Source organism: Sulfitobacter sp. D7 (assembly GCF_003611275.1).
In the GTDB taxonomy this organism is placed as follows: Bacteria; Pseudomonadota; Alphaproteobacteria; order Rhodobacterales; family Rhodobacteraceae; genus Sulfitobacter; species Sulfitobacter profundi.
On record NZ_CP020695.1, the window covers coordinates 107,238 to 128,984 of the forward strand.

At 62.6% G+C, this 21,747-nt stretch carries 20 protein-coding genes; 11 read left to right on the forward strand and 9 right to left on the reverse strand.

What is annotated here, in order from left to right; genetic code table 11:
• The first annotated feature begins 99 nt into the window (after positions 1 to 99).
• From B5M07_RS16995 to xylB, 8 genes are all read left to right on the forward strand, one after another.
• Entirely contained in the window at positions 100 to 1,158 is a 1,059-nt protein-coding gene (locus B5M07_RS16995) for a LacI family DNA-binding transcriptional regulator (RefSeq protein WP_120352382.1), read from the forward strand.
• Positions 1,155 to 2,450, forward strand: coding sequence for a xylose isomerase (gene xylA / locus B5M07_RS17000; protein WP_120352383.1), 1,296 nt, complete (start codon positions 1,155 to 1,157; stop codon positions 2,448 to 2,450). The genes B5M07_RS16995 and xylA overlap by 4 nt, the downstream gene beginning before the upstream one ends.
• A gap of 22 nt (positions 2,451 to 2,472) precedes the next feature.
• Positions 2,473 to 3,528 carry a sugar phosphate isomerase/epimerase family protein gene (locus tag B5M07_RS17005; protein WP_067626531.1) on the forward strand — a complete coding sequence of 352 codons (1,056 nt, stop codon included), beginning with the start codon at positions 2,473 to 2,475 and terminating at the stop codon, positions 3,526 to 3,528.
• Entirely contained in the window at positions 3,528 to 4,664 is a 1,137-nt protein-coding gene (locus B5M07_RS17010) for a Gfo/Idh/MocA family protein (protein WP_120352384.1), read from the forward strand. Before B5M07_RS17005 ends, B5M07_RS17010 begins: the two co-directional genes overlap by 1 nt.
• Positions 4,661 to 6,178, forward strand: coding sequence for a sugar ABC transporter ATP-binding protein (locus B5M07_RS17015; protein WP_120352385.1), 1,518 nt, complete (start codon positions 4,661 to 4,663; stop codon positions 6,176 to 6,178). Before B5M07_RS17010 ends, B5M07_RS17015 begins: the two co-directional genes overlap by 4 nt.
• A gap of 11 nt (positions 6,179 to 6,189) precedes the next feature.
• The gene (locus B5M07_RS17020) at positions 6,190 to 7,188 is read left to right on the forward strand and encodes an ABC transporter permease (RefSeq protein WP_205570936.1); all 999 of its coding nucleotides are present in this window, start codon (positions 6,190 to 6,192) and stop codon (positions 7,186 to 7,188) included.
• A gap of 33 nt (positions 7,189 to 7,221) precedes the next feature.
• The gene (locus B5M07_RS17025) at positions 7,222 to 8,169 is read left to right on the forward strand and encodes an ABC transporter substrate-binding protein (RefSeq protein WP_120352387.1); all 948 of its coding nucleotides are present in this window, start codon (positions 7,222 to 7,224) and stop codon (positions 8,167 to 8,169) included.
• Between the two features lie 62 nt (positions 8,170 to 8,231).
• Positions 8,232 to 9,677, forward strand: a complete 1,446-nt coding sequence (gene xylB / locus B5M07_RS17030; protein ID WP_120352388.1) for a xylulokinase — start codon at positions 8,232 to 8,234, stop codon at positions 9,675 to 9,677.
• 59 nt (positions 9,678 to 9,736) lie between these two features.
• On the opposite strand, the gene B5M07_RS17035 is transcribed toward xylB, so the two are convergent.
• From B5M07_RS17035 to B5M07_RS17045, 3 genes are read right to left on the reverse strand one after another with little or no spacing between them, the layout of a single operon-like run.
• Positions 9,737 to 11,926: a xanthine dehydrogenase family protein molybdopterin-binding subunit gene (locus tag B5M07_RS17035; RefSeq protein WP_120352389.1), complete on the reverse strand. Its 2,190-nt coding sequence runs from the start codon at positions 11,924 to 11,926 to the stop codon at positions 9,737 to 9,739.
• Positions 11,923 to 12,909: an FAD binding domain-containing protein gene (locus B5M07_RS17040; RefSeq protein WP_120352390.1), complete on the reverse strand. Its 987-nt coding sequence runs from the start codon at positions 12,907 to 12,909 to the stop codon at positions 11,923 to 11,925. Before B5M07_RS17040 ends, B5M07_RS17035 begins: the two co-directional genes overlap by 4 nt.
• Entirely contained in the window at positions 12,906 to 13,412 is a 507-nt protein-coding gene (locus B5M07_RS17045) for a 2Fe-2S iron-sulfur cluster-binding protein (RefSeq protein WP_120352391.1), read from the reverse strand. Before B5M07_RS17045 ends, B5M07_RS17040 begins: the two co-directional genes overlap by 4 nt.
• Positions 13,413 to 13,670: 258 nt before the next feature.
• Between B5M07_RS17045 and B5M07_RS17050 the strand changes: the two genes are divergently transcribed.
• Positions 13,671 to 14,897: a glutathionylspermidine synthase family protein gene (locus tag B5M07_RS17050; protein WP_067939110.1), complete on the forward strand. Its 1,227-nt coding sequence runs from the start codon at positions 13,671 to 13,673 to the stop codon at positions 14,895 to 14,897.
• A gap of 39 nt (positions 14,898 to 14,936) precedes the next feature.
• Positions 14,937 to 15,515: a DUF1190 domain-containing protein gene (locus B5M07_RS17055; protein ID WP_067941094.1), complete on the forward strand. Its 579-nt coding sequence runs from the start codon at positions 14,937 to 14,939 to the stop codon at positions 15,513 to 15,515.
• Between the two features lie 23 nt (positions 15,516 to 15,538).
• Here B5M07_RS17055 and B5M07_RS17060 read toward each other — a convergent pair whose 3' ends face one another.
• From B5M07_RS17060 to B5M07_RS17070, 3 genes are read right to left on the reverse strand one after another with little or no spacing between them, the layout of a single operon-like run.
• Positions 15,539 to 15,697 carry a peptidase M23 gene (locus B5M07_RS17060; protein WP_120352392.1) on the reverse strand — a complete coding sequence of 53 codons (159 nt, stop codon included), beginning with the start codon at positions 15,695 to 15,697 and terminating at the stop codon, positions 15,539 to 15,541.
• 38 nt (positions 15,698 to 15,735) lie between these two features.
• Positions 15,736 to 16,563, reverse strand: a complete 828-nt coding sequence (locus B5M07_RS17065) for a 3-keto-5-aminohexanoate cleavage protein (RefSeq protein ID WP_120352393.1) — start codon at positions 16,561 to 16,563, stop codon at positions 15,736 to 15,738.
• A 27-nt stretch (positions 16,564 to 16,590) separates the two neighbouring features.
• Entirely contained in the window at positions 16,591 to 17,454 is an 864-nt protein-coding gene (locus B5M07_RS17070; protein WP_120352394.1) for a 3-hydroxyacyl-CoA dehydrogenase NAD-binding domain-containing protein, read from the reverse strand.
• Between the two features lie 85 nt (positions 17,455 to 17,539).
• Here B5M07_RS17070 and B5M07_RS17075 point away from each other — a divergent pair, with 85 nt between their 5' ends.
• On the forward strand, positions 17,540 to 18,265 hold the full coding sequence (locus B5M07_RS17075; RefSeq protein ID WP_120352395.1) for an SDR family NAD(P)-dependent oxidoreductase: 726 nt from the start codon (positions 17,540 to 17,542) through the stop codon (positions 18,263 to 18,265).
• Here B5M07_RS17075 and B5M07_RS17080 read toward each other — a convergent pair whose 3' ends face one another.
• The 3 genes from B5M07_RS17080 to B5M07_RS17090 all read right to left on the reverse strand — a co-directional run bounded on the left by B5M07_RS17080 (position 18,266) and on the right by B5M07_RS17090 (position 21,747).
• Positions 18,266 to 19,174 carry a LysR family transcriptional regulator gene (locus B5M07_RS17080; RefSeq protein ID WP_120352396.1) on the reverse strand — a complete coding sequence of 303 codons (909 nt, stop codon included), beginning with the start codon at positions 19,172 to 19,174 and terminating at the stop codon, positions 18,266 to 18,268.
• 78 nt (positions 19,175 to 19,252) lie between these two features.
• Positions 19,253 to 20,434, reverse strand: a complete 1,182-nt coding sequence (locus tag B5M07_RS17085; RefSeq protein ID WP_120352397.1) for a LarC family nickel insertion protein — start codon at positions 20,432 to 20,434, stop codon at positions 19,253 to 19,255.
• Positions 20,434 to 21,747 carry a lactate racemase domain-containing protein gene (locus tag B5M07_RS17090; protein WP_254694005.1) on the reverse strand — a complete coding sequence of 438 codons (1,314 nt, stop codon included), beginning with the start codon at positions 21,745 to 21,747 and terminating at the stop codon, positions 20,434 to 20,436. Before B5M07_RS17090 ends, B5M07_RS17085 begins: the two co-directional genes overlap by 1 nt.

Here is a 21,747-nt window from a genome sequence, read left to right on the forward strand (position 1 = left end):
ATATACGTCTATCAAAAATGATTGACGTATATCAAAATATCCTCATAGATAGGGTCAAGACGCGCCGCTTGGGAGGGTTGGTGCGATGGGGGAGGGATCATGACAAGTCCAACGCTGAGCGATGTCGCACGCGCTGCCGGGGTGAGCTATGCAACCGCGGACCGGGTGATCAACAACCGCGGCAATGTGGCCGACAAGTCCATCGCCAAGGTGCGCGAGGCGGTCACCTCTCTTGGCTATGTGCGCAATGTCGCGGCGGCCAACCTGTCGCGCGGTCGGATCTACCGGCTCGCGTTTTTGATCCCCCGCGGCTCCAACGCTTTCTTCAACCGTATCCGCCAGCACATCGACCACGCCGCCGCCCATCACGTCAGCGAGCGTGTGACCGCCGAGGTGATCGAGGTCGCAGCCTTCGCGGTGGAAGGGCTGCAAGACAGTATCTCGGCCCTGCTTGAGCGTGATTTTGACGGTGTCGCCATCGTCGGGCTGCAAAGCGCTGCGCTTGAGGCACCCTTGGCCGAATTGCGCGCCAAAGGGGTGGCTGTGGTGGGCCTTGTCTCCGACCTGCCCCGCGCCGCCCGCGCGGCCTATATCGGCATCGACAATATCGCCGCCGGGCGCACTGCCGGGCGGATGGTGGGCCTTGCCCATGGCGGGCAGGGCGGGCAGGTGCAGACCTTTGCAGGCTCGCTCGACGCGCGTGACCACGCGGAGCGCCTTACCGGATTTCGCGAAGTGCTCAACGCTGATTTTCCGCAGGTTACGGTGCTCGATCCGATCATGACCAAGGACGATGCGCAGGTGCTTCAGGCGCAGACGCAAGAGGTCCTGACCCAGCAAGGGCTGACGGCGCTTTACAACGTTGGCGCGGGCAACAGCGGCCTGATCGCCGCCCTTCGCGGCGGGCAGGGGACACGCCCCTTTTGCGTGGTGCATGAGCTTGTCGCCCATTCCCGCCAAGCACTGATGGAGCGGCAGATTGATCTGGTCATCGACCAGCGGCCTGACGTGGAAATCAACCGCGCGTTCACCGTGCTGCGCGCCCTGATTGACGCGAAAGACCTGCCGCCGATGCCGGAACTCGTGCCGACGATTTATGTGCGGGACAATCTGCCCGCCGACGCTTTGACCGATCAGATGAAGGCCCAAGATACATGAGTGATTTCTTTAAAGATATTAAGCCCCTGTCCTATGATCCAGAAGGGTCTGACCTGGCCTTTCGCCACTACAATCCTGACGAAGTGGTCATGGGCAAACGGATGGAAGACCACCTGCGCTTTGCTGTGGCCTATTGGCATTCCTTTGCGTGGCCCGGCGGCGATCCCTTCGGCGGCCAGACATTTGACCGCCCGTGGTTTGGCGAGACGATGGACATGGCGCGGCTCAAGGCCGATGTGGCGTTTGAAATGTTCGACCTGCTGAACGCGCCCTACTTTTGCTGGCACGACGCCGATATCCGCCCCGAGGGCGATACCTTTGCCGAGAGCCTGCGCAATTTCGAAGAGATCATCGACTATCTCGGCACCAAGATGGAAAGCTCCAAGACCAAGCTGCTTTGGGGCACCGCGAACCTCTTTGGTCACCGCCGCTTTATGTCGGGCGCGGCCACCAGCCCCGACCCCGAGGTCTTTGCCTGGTCTGCGGCGACGGTCAAAGCCTGCATGGATGCGACCCAAAAGTTGGACGGCCAGAACTATGTGCTTTGGGGCGGGCGCGAGGGCTATGAAACCCTGCTGAACACCGACCTGAAACGCGAACGCCAGCAGGCCGGGCGGTTCTTGCAGATGGCGGTGGAGTACAAACATAAGATCGGCTTCAAAGGTGCCATTCTGGTGGAGCCGAAGCCGCAGGAGCCCACCAAACACCAGTATGATTTCGATGTCGCGACCGTCTATGGTTTCCTTAAGGAGTTCGGGCTGGAGGGCGAGGTTCAGATGAACATCGAACAGGGCCACGCGATCCTTGCGGGCCATTCGTTCGAACATGAATTGGCGCTGGCGTCCTCTCTGGGGATCTTCGGCTCCATCGACATGAACCGCAACGACTATCAATCGGGCTGGGACACGGACCAGTTCCCCAACAACGTCCCCGAGGTCGCGCTGGCCTATTACGAGGTGCTCAAAGCGGGCGGGTTCACCACCGGCGGCACCAACTTCGACGCCAAGCTGCGGCGGCAATCGCTTGACCCGATCGATCTGGTCGCGGCCCATGCAGGCGCGATGGATGTCTGCGCGCGGGGCTTCAAAGCCGCCGTCGCGATGTTGGAGGATGGCACGCTCGAGGCCATGCGCGATGAACGCTACGCGGGGTGGGAGAGCCCCGACGCCAAGGCGATGCTGGAGGGGGATCTGGCCAGCATCGCGGCACAGGTTGCCAAAGACGGCATCAATCCGCAGCCCCGCTCGGGCCGGCAGGAAATTCTGGAGAATATCGTGAACCGGTTCGTTTAAGCCGGGGAAAGGGAGGACCACCATGAAAACGATCAAGGGACCAGCGCTGTTTCTGGCGCAGTTTGCAGGCGACGAAGCGCCGTTTAATTCTTGGGACAGCATCACCAAATGGGCTGCCGATTGTGGCTATAAGGGTGTGCAGGTACCCAGTTGGGACGCGCGGCTGATCGACTTGGCCAAAGCGGCGTCGAGCAAGGATTACTGCGACGAATTCAAGGGCAAGGCAGTCGAAAACGGCGTAGAGGTCACCGAACTTTCGACCCACCTTCAGGGCCAGTTGGTCGCGGTGCACCCGGCCTATGACACCGCATTTGATGGCTTCGCAGTTGAGGAAGTGCGCGGCAATCCGAAGGCGCGTCAGGAATGGGCGGTTGAGCAGGTCAAAATGGCGCTTTCGGCGTCCAAGAATATGGGGATTGGCGCACATGCGACCTTTTCGGGCGCGCTGGCGTGGCCTTACGTCTATCCTTGGCCGCAGCGCCCTGCGGGGCTGATTGAGACCGCCTTTGATGAGTTGGCCGCGCGTTGGCTGCCGATCCTGAACCACGCCGAAGACTGCGGCGTCGATGTCTGCTATGAGATCCATCCCGGCGAAGACCTGCATGACGGCATCACTTATGAGATGTTCTTGGAGCGCACGGGCAATCACGCGCGGGCCAATATGCTCTACGATCCCAGCCACTATGTGCTGCAATGCCTTGATTATATTGATAACATCGACATCTACAAGGACCGGATCAAGATGTTCCATGTCAAGGATGCGGAGTTCAATCCCACCGGGCGGCAAGGGGTCTATTCGGGCTACCAAAGCTGGACGGACCGCGCCGGGCGGTTCCGGTCTTTGGGCGATGGTCAGGTTGATTTCGGCGCGGTCTTTTCCAAAATGGCCGCCAATGATTTCGATGGTTGGGCCGTGGTTGAATGGGAATGCTGCCTGAAACACCCCGAAGACGGCGCGCGCGAAGGGGCGCAGTTCGTCAAGGATCACATCATCCGCGTGACGGACAAGGCCTTTGACGATTTCGCCGATGGCGGCACTGATGAGGCGGCAAACCGCAAGATGCTGGGGATCGACTGATGGCACGTATTCGACTTGGCATGGTGGGCGGCGGCAATGACGCCTTTATCGGCGGGGTGCACCGCATCGCTTCGCGCATTGACGACCGGTTCGATCTGGTCGCGGGCGCGCTGTCTTCGACCCCTGAAAAATCCGCTGCCAGTGCAGAGGCTCTGGGCATTCCGCGGTCCTACGGCAGTTTCGAAGAGATGGCGGAGGCCGAAGCCGCCCGCGAAGACGGGATCGAGGCGGTCTCGATTGTCACGCCCAACCACGTTCATGCCGCTGCCGCGAAGGCTTTCTTAGCCAAGGGCATCCATGTGATCTGCGATAAGCCCCTGACCTCCACGCTTGAGGATGCGGAGGCGTTGGCGGCCAGCGTTGCGGAGGCCGAGGCGCTTTTCATCCTCACCCACAATTACACCGGCTATCCGATGATCCGCCAAGCGCGGGCGATGGTGGCGTCGGGTGATCTTGGCGAGATCCGCATCGTTCAGGCGGAATACCCGCAGGACTGGCTGACAGCGCCGATGGAGAACGAAGGCGTCAAACAAGCCGAATGGCGGACCGATCCCGCACGCTCCGGCGCGGGCGGCTCGGTGGGCGACATTGGCACTCATGCCCATAACCTTGCGTGCTTTGTCAGCGGTCTGCAGGTCGAAAGCCTTGCCGCAGATCTGCAAAGCTGGGGCAAGGGGCGCAAACTGGATGACAACGCGCATATGATGCTGCGTTTTGCTGGCGGCGCGCGCGGCATGCTGTGGTCAAGCCAAGTGGCCCCGGGCAATGAGAACGCGCTGAAGCTGCGTGTCTATGGCGACAAGGGCGGTCTGGAGTGGTCGCAGGAGGATCCCAACTACCTGTGGTTTACGCCGCTCGGCGAACCCAAACGTCTGATCACCCGCAACGGGGCCGGGGCATCGGAAGCTTCGCAGTCGGTGAGCCGTATTCCCGGTGGCCACCCCGAAGGATACCTCGAAGGGTTCGCCACAATCTATAACGAAGCCGCCGATGCGATCCGCGCGGTGCAGGGCGGGGCGAGCCGCGAAAGCGCCATGGGCGTGCTGCCGGGCATCGCGGCGGGGATGGACGGAATGCGGTTCATCAATGCCTGCGTGACGTCTTCGGCCAACGACGCGGCGTGGACCAAGCTATGACACCCAACCCCGTTCTTGCCCTGCGCAACGTGAGCAAAAGCTTCGGCTCGATCGAGGTGTTGCATGGTGTGACCCTCGCGCTGGAGCCGGGGACCGTTCACGCGCTGATTGGCGAGAATGGGGCGGGCAAATCCACCACGATGAAGATCATGGCGGGCTATCAACTGCCCACGCAAGGGGATGTACAATTGGACGGCGCGCCCGCCCGGTTCGACAGCCTGCACGATGGCGAGGTGGCCGGGATCGTGATGATCCACCAAGAGTTCAATTTGGCCGAACAGTTGACGGTTGAGCAGAATATCTTTCTGGGCCGAGAGCTAAAGCGTGGCCCATTGCTTGATAAAGCCGAGATGCGGCGCCGCACGCGAGAGTATCTAGACCGCGTGGCTTGCGACGTTTCCCCTGATGCGCGCGTATCCACTCTGTCGAACTCCGACAAACAGATGGTCGAGATCGCCAAAGCCCTGTCGCGCGATGCGCGGGTGTTGATCATGGACGAGCCGACGGCGGTGTTGACCAAACGTGAGACGGATATGTTGTTCAAACAGGTCGCGGCGCTGCGGGCAGCGGGTACGGCGGTTCTGTTTACGTCACATAAGCTTGATGAGGTCGCCGAGATCTCGGACCATGTCACCATCATGCGCGATGGCGAAGTGGTGCAATCCAGCCCCACGGCAGAGATTACCGAAGATGAGATGGCGACCGCCATGGTGGGCCGCGATGTGTCTGATCTTTACCCGCCAAAACCCGGCGTCCCCGCAGACGCGCCGGTGGTGCTTTCGGTCGAAAACCTCAGCGTGCCCGGCTACGCCAGCAACGTGTCCTTTTCGCTCCGGCAAGGCGAGATACTGGGGATTGGTGGGCTGATCGGTTCGGGCCGGACGGAACTGATGGAGGGGCTGGCGGGACTACGGGCGGCGCGCGTCGATCGGGTGACACTCTTTGGCGAGCAGGTTCATTTCAAACAACCCAACGACGCGCAGCGGGCCGGACTTTGCTACCTCACCGAGGACCGCAAGCTGCGGGGGCTGCTGCTGGAACGCGGTATGCGTGAAAACCTGACGCTGCAGAACCTGCATAAATTCGGCGGGTTTATGATCGTCCGGGGTGCCGAGGAAACGGCGCTGACCCATGCGATCAAAGAATTCGACATTCGCGCAGGCAGCCGCGATGTGCGGGTCGGCAATATGTCAGGCGGCAACCAGCAAAAGCTTTTGCTGGCCAAAATCATGCTCTCTGAACCGCGCATCCTGATCGTAGATGAGCCGACCCGCGGCATCGACATTGGCACCAAACAACAAATCTATGCCTTCCTGCGCAAACTGGCCGATCAGGGTCATGCGATCATCGTGATCACCTCTGAAATGCCCGAACTCATCGGACTTGCCGACCGTGTGATGGTCATGCGGTCGGGCGAGGTCAGCGGCACGCTGAACGCGGATGAAATCACGGAAGACGCGATTGTGCGCCTCTCGATGGGGCTGCGCGCCGAACAAATGCCGATGACGGCCTAAGGAAACCGAAGATGACAGATGTAACCACACCTCACACCAAAAGCCTTCGGATGCCGTCGATGTCCGTCCTCGGGCCGATCATCGCCTTGGTCGTCTTGCTGTTGATTGGCGCGCTAATGAACTCTAACTTCCTGAGCGCGGCGAACATCACCAACGTCTTGGCACGGTCGGCCTTTATCGGGATCATCGCGGTGGGCATGACCTTTGTCATCACCGCTGGCGGCCTCGACCTTTCGGTTGGCTCAATGGCGGCCTTTATCGCGGGGCTAATGATTTTGGTGATGAATGCGGCGTTGCCCAGTCTAGGCATCGGCGTGCCTATTATTCTGCTGGGGATGCTCACCGCCATCGTCGCGGGGCTGCTGGCGGGGCTGTTGAATGGCTTTTTGATCACCACTCTCGGGATCGAGGCCTTTATCGTCACCCTGGGGTCGATGGGGATTTACCGGTCGCTGGTGACATGGCTTGCCGATGGGGGCACGCTGTCGCTCGACTTTGGTTTGCGGACCTTCTACCGGCCCGTCTACTTCGACGGCATTCTCGGGATCAGTTGGCCGATCATCGTCTTTGCGCTGGTTGTGATCATCGGTGAGATCATCATGTCGCGGTCTGTCTACGGGCGCCATTGTGCGGCCACCGGATCGAACGAGAATGTCGCGCATTATTCAAATGTGAACGTGAAACGCACGCGGCTAATCTCTTACGCGGCCTTGGGCATTTTGGTCGGCGTTGCGACGATCATGTATGTGCCACGGCTTGGGTCTGCTTCGGCCTCTACCGGGGTGCTGTGGGAGCTTGAGGCCATCGCCGCGGTGATCATCGGCGGCACGGTTTTGAAGGGTGGCTTTGGCCGGGTCTGGGGCACCGTCATCGGCGTGCTGATCCTAAGCCTCATCGGCAATATCCTGAACCTTACTGATTTCGTGTCGCCATATCTCAATGGGGCGATCCAAGGGATTATCATTATTCTCGCTGTGATCCTACAGCGCGAAAGGAAGACGGCGCTTTAAGCCGTAGTTTAACGCTTCATGGGAGGAGCAAAAATGACATTTACCAAAACATTCATTGCCACAGCGCTGGCCACGGCTGTCGGTACGGGCGCCTTTGCCCAAGAGACCAAGGTTATCGGCGTCTCGATCCCGGCGGCGACCCACGGCTGGGCGGGGGGTATGAACTTCCACGCCAAGGAAACCGTCGAGCGGCTGGAAGAGGTCTATCCCGATCTCGACTTCGTGCTCGCCACCGCGTCGGACCCCGGCAAACAGGTGAACGACATCGAAGACATGGTTGCCACACGCAACATTGACGCGCTGGTGGTGCTGCCGTTCGAATCCGATCCGCTGACCCCGCCGGTGCAAGCCGTGGCAGACAGCGGCGCATGGGTGACGGTTGTCGACCGTGGCCTGTCGGTCGAGGGTATTCAAGACCTCTATGTCGCGGGCGACAACAGCGGCTTTGGCAAGGTCTCGGGTGAGTTCATGGCCCAGCAGATGCCCGACGGCGGCGACATCGTCGTGCTGCGCGGCATCCCCACCACCATCGATAACGAGCGTGTCGAGGGCTTCAACACAGCCATCGAAGGCGCCGGGATCAACGTGCTCGATATGGAGCACGGCAACTGGAACCGCGACGACAGCTTTACCGTGATGCAGGATTTCCTGTCGAAATACCCCAACATCGACGCGGTCTGGGCCTCGGATGATGACATGGCGATTGGCGTTCTGGCCGCGATTGAGGCCGCAGGGCGCGATGACGTGAAATTTGTGCTCGGCGGTGCTGGCATGAAAGAGATGATCAAACGCACTGCCGATGGCGACGCGATGATCCCGGCCAATGTGACCTATCCGCCGTCGATGATCGCCACCGCGATTGAACTGACCGCCGTGGGCCTCACCTCCAACGCGCCGGTCTCGGGCACATTCGTGATCGGCTCGGTGCTGGTGACGCAAGAGAACGCGATGGATTTCTACTATCCTGACAGCCCGTTCTAATGAACATCGCCACCGGCAGATTGCCGGTGGCATTTTCCCACCTGTGAAGTAATGAGTACCGCATGACCTATCTCGGCTTGGACCTAGGCACCTCGGGCGTCAAAGCGCTTTTGATCGACGAAGGCCAAAGGGCCTTGGCCGAGGGTCATGCCCCGTTGGAGGTTCAGCGCCCGCACCCGATGTGGAGCGAGCAGGACCCCCATTCATGGATCACCGCCTGCGAGGCCGCGATTGCGCAGGTCCGCAGGGCGGCCCCTGTGCACTTCGCAGCGCTGCGCGGCATTGCCGTGTCGGGCCAGATGCACGGGGCCACGCTGCTTGACGTGAACGACCGGCCTCTGCGCCCGGCAATCCTGTGGAACGATGGCCGCGCCCACGCCGAATGCGCGGAGTTGGAAGCGCGCGCCGATTTTCGCGGGCTAGGCGGCAATATCGTCATGGCAGGTTTCACCGCGCCCAAGTTGCGGTGGGTGCAAAAGCATGAGCCTGAGGTTTTCGAACAGGTCCGCAAAGTTCTGTTGCCCAAGGACTATGTCGGCCTTTGGCTGACGGGTGAACACGTCTCGGAAATGTCCGACGCGGCGGGTACGCTTTGGCTGGATGTGGCAAAACGCGATTGGTCGGATGAACTGCTCGCCGCGACGGACCTTTCGCGCGATCACATGCCTCGCTTGGTCGAGGGCAGTGCGCGCGCGGGTGGGCTGCGGGCCGCGCTTGCCGCCGATTGGGGCGTCAGCAACGTTGCCGTTGCGGGGGGCGCGGGCGACAACGCGGCCACCGCCGTCGGGCTGGGGCTGGTGCAACCGGGGCAGGGGTTTTTGTCACTCGGCACGTCGGGCGTGCTTTTCACCGTGACCGACCGTTTCGCCAGCAACACCGAGAACGCGGTGCATAGTTTCTGCCACGCCGTGCCCGAGACATGGCATCAGATGGGCGTGATCTTATCTGCCACGGATGCTTTGGCATGGCTGGGGCAGATCACGGGACAAAGTCCCGCAGCCTTGGCGGGCATGGTTAGGGATGCGACCGAACCCTCTCCCATCACTTTCCTGCCCTATCTTTCTGGCGAACGCACGCCGCATAACGCGCCCGACGCCACTGGTGCCTTCCACGGGCTGCGCCGGGGGCATGGGCTGCCCGACATGGTGCAGGCCGTGATGGAGGGGGTCGGATTTGCCTTTGCCGACTGCTGTCGCGCACTGGAGCAATGTGGCTCCCTGCCAGAGCGTGTTTGCGTGGCGGGCGGGGGCAGCCAGTCAGAGACATGGTTGCAGATGATCGCCGACATCACCGGGCTGACCCTCGACGTGCCGGAAAGCGGTGCGCAGGGGGCGGCGCTTGGCGCGGCACGACTGGCCATGCTGGGTGGCAGTGACGCGGCGCAGGCCGAGGTGATACACCCACCAAAGATCCGCAAAAGCATCGCCCCGAACCCCGCGCTTGAAGGGGCCTATGCGCAAAGCTACGCGGCCTACCGACAGGCGTGGACGGGGCGCCAGACGCGCTAACCACCAGATCATAATGATAGACAGAGCAAGGGGCGACCAATGGGCCGCCCCGTCATCGATCACATCCCCGCAATCACCTTGTCCAAGGTGGCGGGATAGTCGCGCACCCGCACCCCGGTGGCGTTGTAGATCGCATTGGTGATCGCCGCGGCCGCGCCGCAGATGCCCAACTCACCGATCCCTTTCGCCTGCAGCGGGTTCGCCCAATCGTCACGTTCCTCCAGCAGATCGACGGTCAGCTGTGGCACGTCGGCGTTCACCGGAATGTGGTATTCGGCCAAGTTGTGGTTGGCCACATGCCCGTCGCGCGGGTCAAAGGCCAACTCCTCGGTCAGCGCGATGCCGATGCCAAAGGTCATCCCGCCCAGACATTGCGAGCGCGCCGTCTTGGCATTCAGGATCCGCCCTGCGGCGAAAGTGCCGTGCATCCGCCGCACCCGCGTCTCGCCCGAGGCGGCATGCACCGCGACTTCGGCGAAATAGGCACCGAATGTCGCCTGCCGCACCGCCTCGGATGTGTCGCCGGGCAGCACATGGCCAAGCTTTGCGATCTCATCGCCGTTCAGGATCTCGCTCAGGCTCCGGGTCTGATTGTCGAAAGTGGCCATGCCATCTTTCAGCGTCAGGTCATTTTCGTCCATTTCCAGCCGCTCGGCCAATTGTTTGCGGATCGCCTCACAGGCCAGATAGACAGAGGTGCCGCTCGACGATGCGCCCCACGAGCCGCCGGAACCAGAGGCCGGGGGCAGGGTGGTGTCGCCCAACACCACATCCACGGCATCGCGCGGCAGACCCATCATATCGCCCGCGATTTGCCCCAAGATCGCATAGGTGCCGGTGCCGATATCGGTCATATCGGTCTCGACCCGCAGGCGACCATCGGGCATCAGCGTCACGCGGGCTTGGCTCTCCATCAGCACGTTGATCCGCGCCGCCGAGGCCATGCCGTATCCGATCAGCCATTCCCCCTCGCGCCGTTCCTTGATGCCGGGGCGGTCGGCCCAGCCAAAGGTCTCGGCCCCGCTGTCAAGCGCCTCACGGAAACGACGGGAAGAGAAGTCTTTGCCGCTTTCGGGGTCTTTTTCGGGGATGTTGCGGCGGCGCAGCTCGACCGGGTCCATGCCGATCTTGTCGGCCAGCTCATCCATCGCGCCCTCGAAAACGGTGACGCCCACCGCTTCGCCCGGCGCGCGGACAGAGCCTGCGCAGAGGCGGTGCACCCGTGCCAGATCCATCGACATCTTGCGGTTCGCCCCGGCATAGAGGAAATGCGAGGCTTGCAAAACCGGCTCGGCAAAGGTCTCTCCGGGCAGGCTGGACACGCGCGCGTCATGGCCCAGACCGGTCAACTTCCCCTCGGCATCGGCGGCAAGCCGTACACGCTGCGTGGTCTCTGACCTGCGCATCGTCGCCTCATAGACCTGCGGCCGTTGGAGGGCGACAGAGACCGGGCGGCCCACTTCTTTTGCCGCAATCGCCGCCGCGACCGCCTCGGGGGCGATCCCGAGTTTCGAGCCAAAGCCGCCACCGACATAGGGGGACAGAATGCGCAGCCGGTCGGGGTGAATACCAAGCGCGTCCGACAGCTCGTTGCGGTTGTATTTCAGCATCTGATAGCTGCCGCGCAGGGTCAGGTCATCGCCGTCCCACGACGCGATAGAGGCATGCGGCTCCATCGGGGAGCTGGAATGCGACGGGGTGGTATAGGTCACATCGACCGAAAACGCGGCCTCCTGCATCGCCCCATCCAGATCGCCCTGATCCAGCGTTTTCGCCTCTTGCGGTTCAACCGCCGCCGTTGCGGGATCGACCGGCATGACCTCGCCGTTTTCAAGTTCCACCTTCAGCGATTGCGCCGCATGGCGGGCCTGTTCAAAACCTTCGGCAACCACAACCGCGATCAACTGCCCAAGATAGGAGGCGTGATCCGGCCCCTGAATCGGGGCTTTGTTCGCGGTGCCTTGGGCGGGATTGCGCAGCAGGCGTTCGTCTTGGATCACGGCCAAGACGCCCGGCATCTTCGCCACGTCATCCCGGTTGGCCAAAACCACGCGGCCACTGTTGCCCGGGGCGCGGACCATCACGCCATGCACCATCCCCTCGACCTGCCATTCGTTGGCATAGGTCGCCGTGCCGGTGACTTTCAGCGGCCCCTCGGGGCGGTCAAGCGGCGCACCGACAAGACCCTGCGCCATTTCATCAAGCCTGCGTGCGGTGGCGGGCGCGTCCATCTTGAATTGCTCGGTCATTGCTGGGCCTCCTCAGTGAGTTCGCCTAGCACCGACACCAGCGTGCGGCGGGCGAGGGGGATTTTGAAATCATTCGCACCGTAGCCTTTGGCCTCGGCCAGCAGCAGATCGGCGGCTTTGTTGAACAGGTCTTCCGATGGCGTTTCACCGGTCAGCAGGTCCTCAACCTCAGCATTCCGCCAAGGTTTCGGTGCCAGCCCGCCAAAGGCCAGATCGGCGCGGGTAATCCGCCCGTCTTCGATATCAACGATCCCTGCGACCGAGACGAGCGCGAAGGCATAAGAGGCCCGATCCCGCACTTTGCGGTAGGTCTGTTTGCCCTCGACGGGCGCGGGCAAGACCACAGCGGTGATCAACTCGCCCGCTTCAAGAACGGTCTCTTGATCGGGGCGGTCTCCCGGCAGAAGATAGAGATCATCCAGCGTCAGGCGGCGCGTGCTTCCATCCTCTTTCAGCGTCTCCACCTCGGCCCCAAGGGCGCGCATGGCCACGGCCATGTCGCTGGGATGGGTGGCGATGCAATGCTCCGACGTGCCCAGCACGGCGAGGATGCGGTTAAACCCGTCTTTCGCCGAACAGCCCGTGCCCGGCTCACGTTTGTTGCAGGGCATGGCGCGGTCGTAGAAATACAGACACCGCGTGCGTTGCAGCAGGTTGCCCCCCGTCGTCGCCTTGTTGCGCAGCTGCCCGCTGGCCCCGGCCAGCAGCGCGCGGCTCAGCACTGGCCAGCCCTTGCGCACGCGGGCGTCATTGGCCAGATCGCTGTTGGTCACCAAGGCCCCGACGCGCAGCCCGCCGTCGTCGGTCTCTTCGATCTCGGCAAGGTCCAGACGGTTGATGTCGATCAGCGCCTCGGGGGTCATGACCTCTAGTTTCATCAGGTCCAAAAGGTTGGTGCCCCCGGCGATGAAAGTGCCACCGCCCGCCGCTTGGCGCGCTGCGGCTTCTGTGTCTTCGGCGCGGGTATAGTCAAAAGGTCTCATGCGTTTTCTCCCGCGGCTTTGCGGATCGCCTCGACGATATTGGGATAGGCCGAACAGCGGCAGAGGTTGCCGCTCATCCGTTCCGAGATTTCTTCGGCCGTCAGGTCGGCCTTGCCGCTCAGATCATCGGTCACATGGCTGGGCCACCCGTTTGAGATTTCCTCAAGCATCGCGGTGGCCGAGCAGATCTGACCGGGGGTGCAATAGCCGCACTGAAACCCGTCTTCGCTGACAAAAGCCTCTTGCAGCGGGCTGAGGTTGCCGGGCTGGCCGATGCCTTCGATCGTCGTGACCTCATCACCGTCATGCATACAGGCCAGCGTCAGGCAGGCGTTGATCCGGCGACCGTTCACCATGACCGTGCAGGCGCCGCATTGCCCGTGATCGCAGCCCTTCTTGCTGCCGGTCAGTCCAAGGTGGTGGCGCAGGGCATCCAAAAGCGTTGTGCGGGGATCAAGATCCAGCCGCTGCTCGGTGCCATTAATGGTCAATTTCGTTTCCACGGCAAATTCCTTTGGCTAAATGGGAGCGAAGGGGCAAAACCCTCCAGCTATCGGCTGCGTCGGGACGTAGGGCGGCGAAGTTGGGCGGCAAGCGGTTGGGCGCGGCGGAAGCGGAAGCCTTGGGGCGCGCGGCCTTCTATTACATAATGATGATTACAAGCGACCCTTCTGCCGATAGCCGCGTTAAACCGTCCCGCCTCTGGCCGCTTGGGCCAAAGCCGATTAGAAGCGGAGGCGAAACCCCGGGGGAGCGAACCGTTGCAAAAGACCACATTGCCCGAAAGACCCGATTGGCGCGCCCATGCCGAAGAGGTCGGCTTTACCTTCGCCGATATGCATGGTGAGCCCTATTGGGACGAAACCTCGGCCTATGCGCTGTCGCTTGAGCAGATCGAGAACGACATCGAAGACCCCTCGACCGAGTTGCACGCCATGTGCCGCGAGGCCGTGGCAGAGATCATTGCCAGCGAAGAATTGATGGCGCAGCTTGCCATTCCAGAAGCGCATCGCGACCTCGTGGCCGAAAGCTGGCGGCGGGGCGACCCTGAGATCTACGGGCGTTTCGATCTGGCCTATGACGGCGCGCGCCCGGCCAAGCTGCTGGAGTATAACGCCGACACGCCAACCTCGCTCTACGAAAGCGCGGCCTTTCAATGGCAGTGGCTTGAGGATCAGTTGAAGGCGGGCGTTTTGCCCGAAGGCACGGATCAGTTCAACGGCATCCATGAGGCATTGGTCGCCCGATTTGCCGAGGTTTTTGAGCCCGACAGCGACCTGCATTTCACCGCCGTGGCGGACAACCCCGAAGATTACGGCACCGTCGAAGCCATGGGCTGGGCCGCGCGCGAAGCGGGTCTTGGTGCGCATTACTGCGACCTCGACAAGATCGCGCTCAGCGAGGACGGTCAATTCCTAGACGATCAGGATCGCCGCATTGCGGTGCTGTTCAAGCTCTACCCTTGGGAAGACCTGCTGCGCGATGACTACGCGGCGCATATCGACGGGTCAGGCTGCCTGTTTCTGGAGCCTGCGTGGAAAGCGCTTCTGTCCAACAAAGGGCTGCTGCCCGTGCTTTGGCAGATGTTCGAAGGCCACCCCAATCTGCTGCCCGCGTTTTTTGAGGCGGATGTGGCAGACGCGCTCGCCGGGCGCGGCCCCGCCGCCCCCGCCTGCGCCGAGGCCTTTGACCGTGCCGCCGCGGATCTGGCAGCAGCGCATGTGCGCAAGCCAATCCTCTCGCGCGAAGGGGCGTCGGTCTCGATCCACCAATCCGGCAAGGTGATCGAACAGTCGAAAAACTTAGACTACGCCGAACATCCGCGCATCGTTCAAGCCTATGCCCCCCTGCCCGAATTTGACGGATTTCGCCCCGTTATCGGGTCTTGGATCGTGGGCGAAAGTTGCGCGGGCATCGGTATCCGCGAGGACCGCTCGCGCATCACGCAGGATTTGTCCCGCTTCAAACCGCACTATATTCTCGCATAACGCTATGCCCCGCCGCCCCTTGGCAGAAAGACGACCATCATGACCAAACGCTCGAAACGGGTTTCCATCGCCATCGTCGGTGCCGCCGCCTTTACCCTCGCCGGATGTGAGGAGGAAAAGGTCGATGCCGCTGCCTTTCCCGACCTGCAAAGCTGTCTGGCGGATGCCTCAAGCGGCGGAATGTACACCCAGCAACAATGCGAAACCGCCTTTGACGCGGCCCAGACCCTCCATGTGGAATCCGCACCGCGCTATGACAGCCTAGAGGTCTGCGAAGAGCAGCATGGCGCAGACGCCTGCGGCTCGGAACAGACGGCAACCCAAAGTGGATCGGGCGGGATTTTCATGCCCCTGCTGGCGGGCTACCTGATCGGCAATATGATGAGCAATCGCGCAGGTATGGCGGCGGCACAGCCGCTGTATAAAACGAAGGATGGCCGCTTTACCAATGCGGCACGCTCCAGCACCTATTCAACCAATCGCGGCGCGGCCAAGCTCGGCACGTCGCAATTCACCCGGCCCAGCACCACCATCGGCAAAACCCCGATGACCCGCGCCACTGCCGCATCGCGTGGCGGTTTTGGCCGTTCGGGTGGCTCGCGCGGTTTTGGTGGCTGACGGGCACTAGGGCAGTCCCACGCCTACCTGCGGCGCATCACCGCCGCCGCAAGGATCGCAACCGCCAGCGCCAGCACCGCCACGGCCCAAAAGGGATCGTGGCCATGGGGATGCACATGCACGCCCTCATGCGCCGCCAATGGGCCTGCGAAAGTGGTAAGGGCGAATGTCAGTCTCCTCATTTCAATATCCTTAATCTATTGCGTTGGCCCTTGTGGCCTCAACCCAGCCCCAAAATCTCACGCGCCTGCTGCGGCGTGGCGACAGGGCGACCCGCCTCGGCGCAGATCTCTGCCGCGCGGGTGACGAGGGCGGCATTGGAGGGCGCAAGGGTCTGTTTGTCCATCCGAATATTATCCTCCAGCCCGGTGCGCAGATGCCCCCCTGCTGCAGCACACCATGCGTTAAGTTCGGCCTGATGCCGCCCGATCCCGGCCGCGCACCACGGGATGTCGCCGAAAAGCCGTTTGACCGTTTGGATATAGAAATCAAAGACGTCTCGATCCGCAGGCATGGCGTTTTTCACCCCCATGACGAACTGGATATAGGGCCGCGCCGGGATCTTGCCCGCGTCGGCCATGGCCTTGGCCTGTAGGATGTGGCTCAGGTCGAAGACCTCGATCTCGGGCAGCACGCTGTAGGTCATCATCTCTTCCGCCAGCCAGTCGACAAGCTCAGGCGGGTTTTCATAAACGCGGTTGGGAAAGTTGTTCGACCCTACGGAAAGCGAGGCCATATCGGGCCGCAGCGGCAGCATCCCGCCCCGGTTTCGCCCCGCGCCCGAGCGCCCTCCGGTTGAGAATTGCACGATCATTCCGGGGCAATGCTGCCGCAGCCCCTCTTGCAGCCGCGCGAAACGGTCGGGGTCTGCCGTGGGGGTGCCATCGGCGGTGCGGACATGGGCATGGCAGATCGTCGCCCCCGCCTCAAACGCGGCTTGGGTGCTTTCGATCTGTTCGGTGATGTCGATCGGCACCGCCGGGTTGTCGGCCTTGGTGGGAAGCGATCCGGTGATGGCCACGCAGATGATGGCTGGATTATCGGTCATGGGTGTCCTCGGCTGTCTGAAAATCAGTTAATCGGCGCTGTCGCGGGCAAGGGCGATGACACGGCGCAGCGCCTCCTCCGCGGCCCTCGCATCCTCCCCCGCGGGCCAGTCGTAAAACCCCTTGCCGCTGCGTTTGCCCAGATGCCCCTGCCCCACCAGGTTGGCGAGGGTCGGCGACGGGTCGTGCCGGTCACACAGATCGGGATAGAGGTATTCGGCAATGCTTAGATGTGTGCCCAGCCCGTTCAAATCGCGCTGCCGGAACGGGCCGGAAAGCGCCATGCGGACACCGACGGACCACTGAACGATCTCATCGATCTCCGCCGGGCTGGCGACACCTTGATCCACCAGATGCAGGCATTCGCGCATGATGGCATGTTGGATGCGATTGGCCACGAAACCGGGCGGCGCGTGGTCCAAACGCACGGGCCGCCGCTCCAACCCGCGCAGCAGGGTCATGACTTCTTCACATAGCCCTTCGCGCGCATCCTTGTCCGCGACCACTTCGACGGCTGGGATCACATCGCCGGGGTTGAAGAAATGCGTGATGACGGCGCGCTCTGGCCGGGCCATGTCCGCCGACATTTCTTCGAGTGTCAGGCCAGAGGTGTTCGACAAGATCGGCGCCCCCTCTGGCACCACCCCCTCCAAGGCGGCCAGCACCTTCCGCTTGAGCGCAAGGTTCTCCGGCACGCATTCCAGCGCGACATCCGCCTGCCCTGCGTCCTCCAACGCAGCAGTGGCGCTTGATCCCGGCACCGTCGCCAGAAACCCATCGCGCGCGGCCTCGGTCGGGTCGACCGCCTGTACCGTCCAGCCATGCTGGCCAAAGAGCCTGCCGATGGATTGCCCCATCGTGCCAGCCCCCACGATGATGATGCGTTTGGCCATGCTATCCCCCTCCCGGATATCAGTCGTTTACTTATCACTAGATGATGGTGATAAGTAAACAGCGAATAGAGAAAAGGAGGCCCTCGTGGCCCAAAACCCTTCCCCGCGCCATGCGGTTGTCACTGGCGGTGCGCACAACATCGGCCTTGGTATTGCCCGCAGGTTAAGAGAGGACGGCTGGCGTGTCTTCGTGCTCGATATCGCGGAACCGGAGGATCCTGCCCTGCGCGCGGATGCGCAGCAGGTCGATCTGTCAGGCCCCGAGGCAACCACCGCCGCCTTGCAAAACATCCTCAAAGAGGGGCCGGTCACCTGTCTGGTCAATAACGTCGGCATCGTGAAACCCGCGCCCTTCGACGCGGTAGAGATTGATGACTTCGACCGCATCATGCACCTGAACCTCCGCCCCAGCATCTTGGCGGCGAAACTGCTGGTGCCGGGCATGCGCGCGGCAGGGGGAGGGCGGATCGTGATGAACACCAGCCGCGTGACAAAGGGCAAGATCGACCGGACGCTTTATTCCGCCAGCAAGGGCGCGATCCAGTCGATGGCGCGGACATGGGCGCTGGAACTGGCGCGCGACGGGATCACCGTGAACTGCGTCGCCCCCGGCCCCATCGCCACGACCGCCTTTTGGGAGAACAACCCCGAAGATGCGCCAGAAACCCGCGCCATCGTCGATGCGGTGCCGATGGGCCGCATGGGCACGCCTGAGGATGTCGCGCAGGCGGTGGCCTTTTTCGCCGATGCCCGCAGCGGTTTCATCACCGGGCAAACGGTCTTTGTCTGTGGTGGCACGGCGGTTGGGTAATCAGCCCTCGGCCTCCGATGCGTCAAGCAGCCTGCGCAGGACCGGATTGCTTGGGTCGCGCAGATAGGCCAACCCGATCCGGCTTTGAACCTTTGCATCGCGGATTGGCAGAAAGGCCACGCCCGCATCCCTCATCCGCGCGGCAGAGGCGGGGACAAAGGCCACGCCCAGACCCGCCGAGACGAAATTCACGATCGCAGTAAACTGCGGCGCGCGGTGCGCGACGCGGGGCGCGAAACCAGCATCAGCACAGAGTTGATAGGCGCAGGCCGCGAAACCCATATCAGGGCCGAGATGGCTGAAAATGAAACTCTCCTCGCGCAGCGTTGCCATGGAAACCGAAGGCACCCCGGCAAGCCGGTGGTCGGGCGGCACGGCCAGCAGGATATCCTCGGTATGGACGGTGCGCGTGACCAAAGTCTCGGGCACGCCCGAGAGCGGCAGGCGCACGAACCCCGCATCGAGCCTGCCCGCCACGATCTCGGCAATTTGCAGGTCCATGTCCAACTCGCGCAGGATCAGGTCCACATCCGCAGCGCCCGCGCGCAACTCTCGCAAAAGCCGCCCCAGAATGCCCGCGTAAGAGGCCGAGCCGACATAGGCCAGTTCAATCCGCCCGCGCTGGCCGATCCGAGCGGCCTCGGCCACCGCCTCGACCCGCTGTGCTTGTTGCAACAGCGCGCGGGCTTCGGGCAACAGCGCCTTGCCGAAGTCGGTCAGCATCACCCGGCGGCGATTGCGGTCAAACAGCAGGGCGCCGCCAAAGACGGTCTCAAGGTGTTTCAACTGTTGCGTCAGTGCGGGCTGCGCCACGCCAAGATTGGCCGCCGCTTGGCCAAAATGCAGCGTTTCGGCGATGGCGACAAAGACCTCATATTGGCGCAGCGTTGCGCTGAGTTGCTTTTCCATGCGGTCCTCTGAACTGGCATCAGAGGATTTTCACACGCGGCCCGGTGATAAGCAAGTTAGATCACCGGGCGGCGGCACCTAGCCTTCGGCAGAGCGGGCGCGTTTGCGACGGTCGTGCAGGGTCTCGGCATCGGCCAGATCATCGCTTTCGACCTTGGTGGTTTCCTGCCCACTTGGCCGCTGCGCACGCTTGCGCCGGAGCGGCTCACTGTCGTCACTCTCCCGCGGGAGGATCAAACGCTCCACCCGTGTCCGGCGCAGGCCGAGTGTTGAGGTCAGATCAAAGACCCGCGCCGCGATCCGGTCGGCAGCCTGCGGCTGCACCAACACCTCAAGGCGCGTTACCGGGCGGGATTTCTTGCCCTGCCCGTTCAGCATCAGCAAATCGATCACGCCGTCCATCGCCCGCAAACGGTCCACCGCCGCGCCGAGTTCTTCGCCCGTCATGTCGTCGATATCGCAGGCGAATTGCACCAGACTGTCTTGGGCGATGCCGCTCGAGGCGGTGTCAAAAACGCTGACCCGCAGGATATTCGGCAGGCCCTTCATCACCCGCATTCCCGCGCCCGACCCGGTACAGCGCAGCCGCCCCGCTGGGCGGCTGGCGGTAGGGCTGCCGCCAGTGACATGCGCAAGGATCGCAGCACCCGTGGGGGTAACCCTTTCGCCCGCAACGCCATCGTCATGCCAGTCGTAGCCATGCAAGATCAGCGCGGTCGCCGGTGCGGGAACGGGCAGTTTGCCATGCGCCGTTTCCACCAGCCCGCCGCCCAGAGGCAATGGGGCGAGCGAGACGGTCGCCCCCGACAGCGCGGCGCAGATGCTGCCCGCAGCGGTCACGTCCATCAGCGCGTCCCAATCCGCGATCTCGTGAAAATGCACCCGGTCGATGGGGATGTCGTGCACCTGTGCTTCGGCCTCGGCAATCCGGTGGAGGATGGCGCAGGCGGCCTGAGCCGTGCCCTCGGACAGCGGTGCGTTTTCCAAAAGTTCGCGCATCGCGCGGTAGGTCGTCTCGGCCCCGTGGCGCCTGCCTGCGTCGGGTGCGGCCAGCACCAATTCGAACCGCCGCGATGTGATGCCCGAAGCCACATGTTCGCTTAGTTCCGCATGGCCCACCTCGGCCGGGAGCACGGCGGCGACATCGGCCAGGGCGCGTTCGGCCAGATCGGGGAAAGCATGCAGCATCGCCGCGATGAACATATCACCCGCCGCACCGCCGACGGGGTCGAAGTGCAGATGAAGCCCTTGGCCTAGCATCAAGGCCCCTCCGGCCAAGGGTTGCGCAGCAGGCCGTCGTCAAACTGCATCTGTTGCAGGTCACCGACCACCTCTAGCCCCGGACGGTCGCGCAGTTCCGGTAGCATCGCCTCAGAGGCATAGAGATACTCAAGCTTCAGCGTATTGGGGATGCGCAGCAGCCGGACCTTGGTGATATCCTCGGCCCCGCAGGTCTTGACCGCTGTCTGGATCGCCGTGCGGTCGCAGGGCATGACCATGGGGATCTTAGACTGCTTCAACACCTGCGACGTGATGGCATTGGCGTAAACCGCCTCTCGGTCGAAGTCTTGTTCCAACCGCTGCGTGATCACATCTGCTCGCGCCGCGCCATTGCCGTTGCCGTTGCTAAGCGGCGACAACCCAAGCGCCACCAACCGCGAGATATGCAGATGGACCTGCATCTTTTCGCTTGAGAAACGATGCGTGATGTTCGGGTCCATCCCAGTGCCAGAAAATTCTTTGCCGATCTCATCGACCACCAGCACATCCAGATCGCCCGAAGCTGATGGTGCGTCCAGCGGCCCCAGCGGCAGGCGCGGCATGTTGCGCATCGCCTCTTGCAGATAGGGCGCTTCGGCCTCCAACATCCCGTCGCTGTCGAGCGCCACGACCTGCGAAAGCTCGTCATAAGCATTCTCAATCGTGCCGATACCGAAGAGCACCTTGCAACGCTCCAGCTTCATCCGGGCCATTTTGGCGACGAAGATGCCGACGTTATCAATGCCCCGCGAATGGCAAGTCTCGGCCCCCGATTGTTTACCCAGACCGATCGAGAGCATCTTGGCCAGCCCGCTTTCGTTCGGCGCGCGGAAGGAGGTATGCGGCTTGATCCGGTTGAACAGGATGATCCCATCGGCGGCATTGGCGTGGCGGTCCATCCGCACCGACATGCCGTTGTCGAGCACGCCGATCTCGTCAGTCTCCATCGACGAGCGGATCTCGCAACCGAGGCTCTCTTCGGTCACGCCCAGTTTCGCCAGCAGCGCGGTTTGCCCCTCTGCCGTGGCGCCGCCGTGGCTGCCCATGGCGGGCACGACAAAGGGCTGCGCCCCGCGCGCGCGGACCTCGGCCACGATGGCGGCCAGCAGTTCCGGCAGGTTTGCCAGACCCCGGCTGCCTGCGGTGATGGCGATGGACATGCCGGGTTTGATCTTGCCCGCGCAATCGGCCTGCATCGCCTCCGCCACGGCAGCGCGCGGATCATCGACTTGCGTCGCGGCAAAGGTCTGACGGCAAAGCGCCATGCGCGGCAGCGGCGTATCCTCGACCAGTTTCACATAATTCGGTTTCAT

Excerpts from the sequence above, each read along its gene's own strand:
- xylA (WP_120352383.1), top strand. The coding sequence starts at position 1,155 with ATGAGTGATTTCTTTAAAGATATTAAGCCCCTGTCCTATGATCCAGAA.
- B5M07_RS17065 (WP_120352393.1), bottom strand. The coding sequence starts at position 16,563 with ATGACCGATAATCCAGCCATCATCTGCGTGGCCATCACCGGATCGCTT.
- B5M07_RS17085 (WP_120352397.1), bottom strand. The coding sequence starts at position 20,434 with ATGCTAGGCCAAGGGCTTCATCTGCACTTCGACCCCGTCGGCGGTGCG.
- B5M07_RS17080 (WP_120352396.1), bottom strand. The coding sequence starts at position 19,174 with ATGGAAAAGCAACTCAGCGCAACGCTGCGCCAATATGAGGTCTTTGTC.
- B5M07_RS16995 (WP_120352382.1), top strand. The coding sequence starts at position 100 with ATGACAAGTCCAACGCTGAGCGATGTCGCACGCGCTGCCGGGGTGAGC.
- B5M07_RS17035 (WP_120352389.1), bottom strand. The coding sequence starts at position 11,926 with ATGACCGAGCAATTCAAGATGGACGCGCCCGCCACCGCACGCAGGCTT.
- B5M07_RS17005 (WP_067626531.1), top strand. The coding sequence starts at position 2,473 with ATGAAAACGATCAAGGGACCAGCGCTGTTTCTGGCGCAGTTTGCAGGC.
- B5M07_RS17060 (WP_120352392.1), bottom strand. The coding sequence starts at position 15,697 with ATGAGGAGACTGACATTCGCCCTTACCACTTTCGCAGGCCCATTGGCG.
- B5M07_RS17090 (WP_254694005.1), bottom strand. The coding sequence starts at position 21,747 with ATGAAACCGAATTATGTGAAACTGGTCGAGGATACGCCGCTGCCGCGC.
- B5M07_RS17040 (WP_120352390.1), bottom strand. The coding sequence starts at position 12,909 with ATGAGACCTTTTGACTATACCCGCGCCGAAGACACAGAAGCCGCAGCG.
- B5M07_RS17070 (WP_120352394.1), bottom strand. The coding sequence starts at position 17,454 with ATGGCCAAACGCATCATCATCGTGGGGGCTGGCACGATGGGGCAATCC.
- B5M07_RS17055 (WP_067941094.1), top strand. The coding sequence starts at position 14,937 with ATGACCAAACGCTCGAAACGGGTTTCCATCGCCATCGTCGGTGCCGCC.
- B5M07_RS17025 (WP_120352387.1), top strand. The coding sequence starts at position 7,222 with ATGACATTTACCAAAACATTCATTGCCACAGCGCTGGCCACGGCTGTC.
- xylB (WP_120352388.1), top strand. The coding sequence starts at position 8,232 with ATGACCTATCTCGGCTTGGACCTAGGCACCTCGGGCGTCAAAGCGCTT.
- B5M07_RS17015 (WP_120352385.1), top strand. The coding sequence starts at position 4,661 with ATGACACCCAACCCCGTTCTTGCCCTGCGCAACGTGAGCAAAAGCTTC.
- B5M07_RS17020 (WP_205570936.1), top strand. The coding sequence starts at position 6,190 with ATGACAGATGTAACCACACCTCACACCAAAAGCCTTCGGATGCCGTCG.
- B5M07_RS17010 (WP_120352384.1), top strand. The coding sequence starts at position 3,528 with ATGGCACGTATTCGACTTGGCATGGTGGGCGGCGGCAATGACGCCTTT.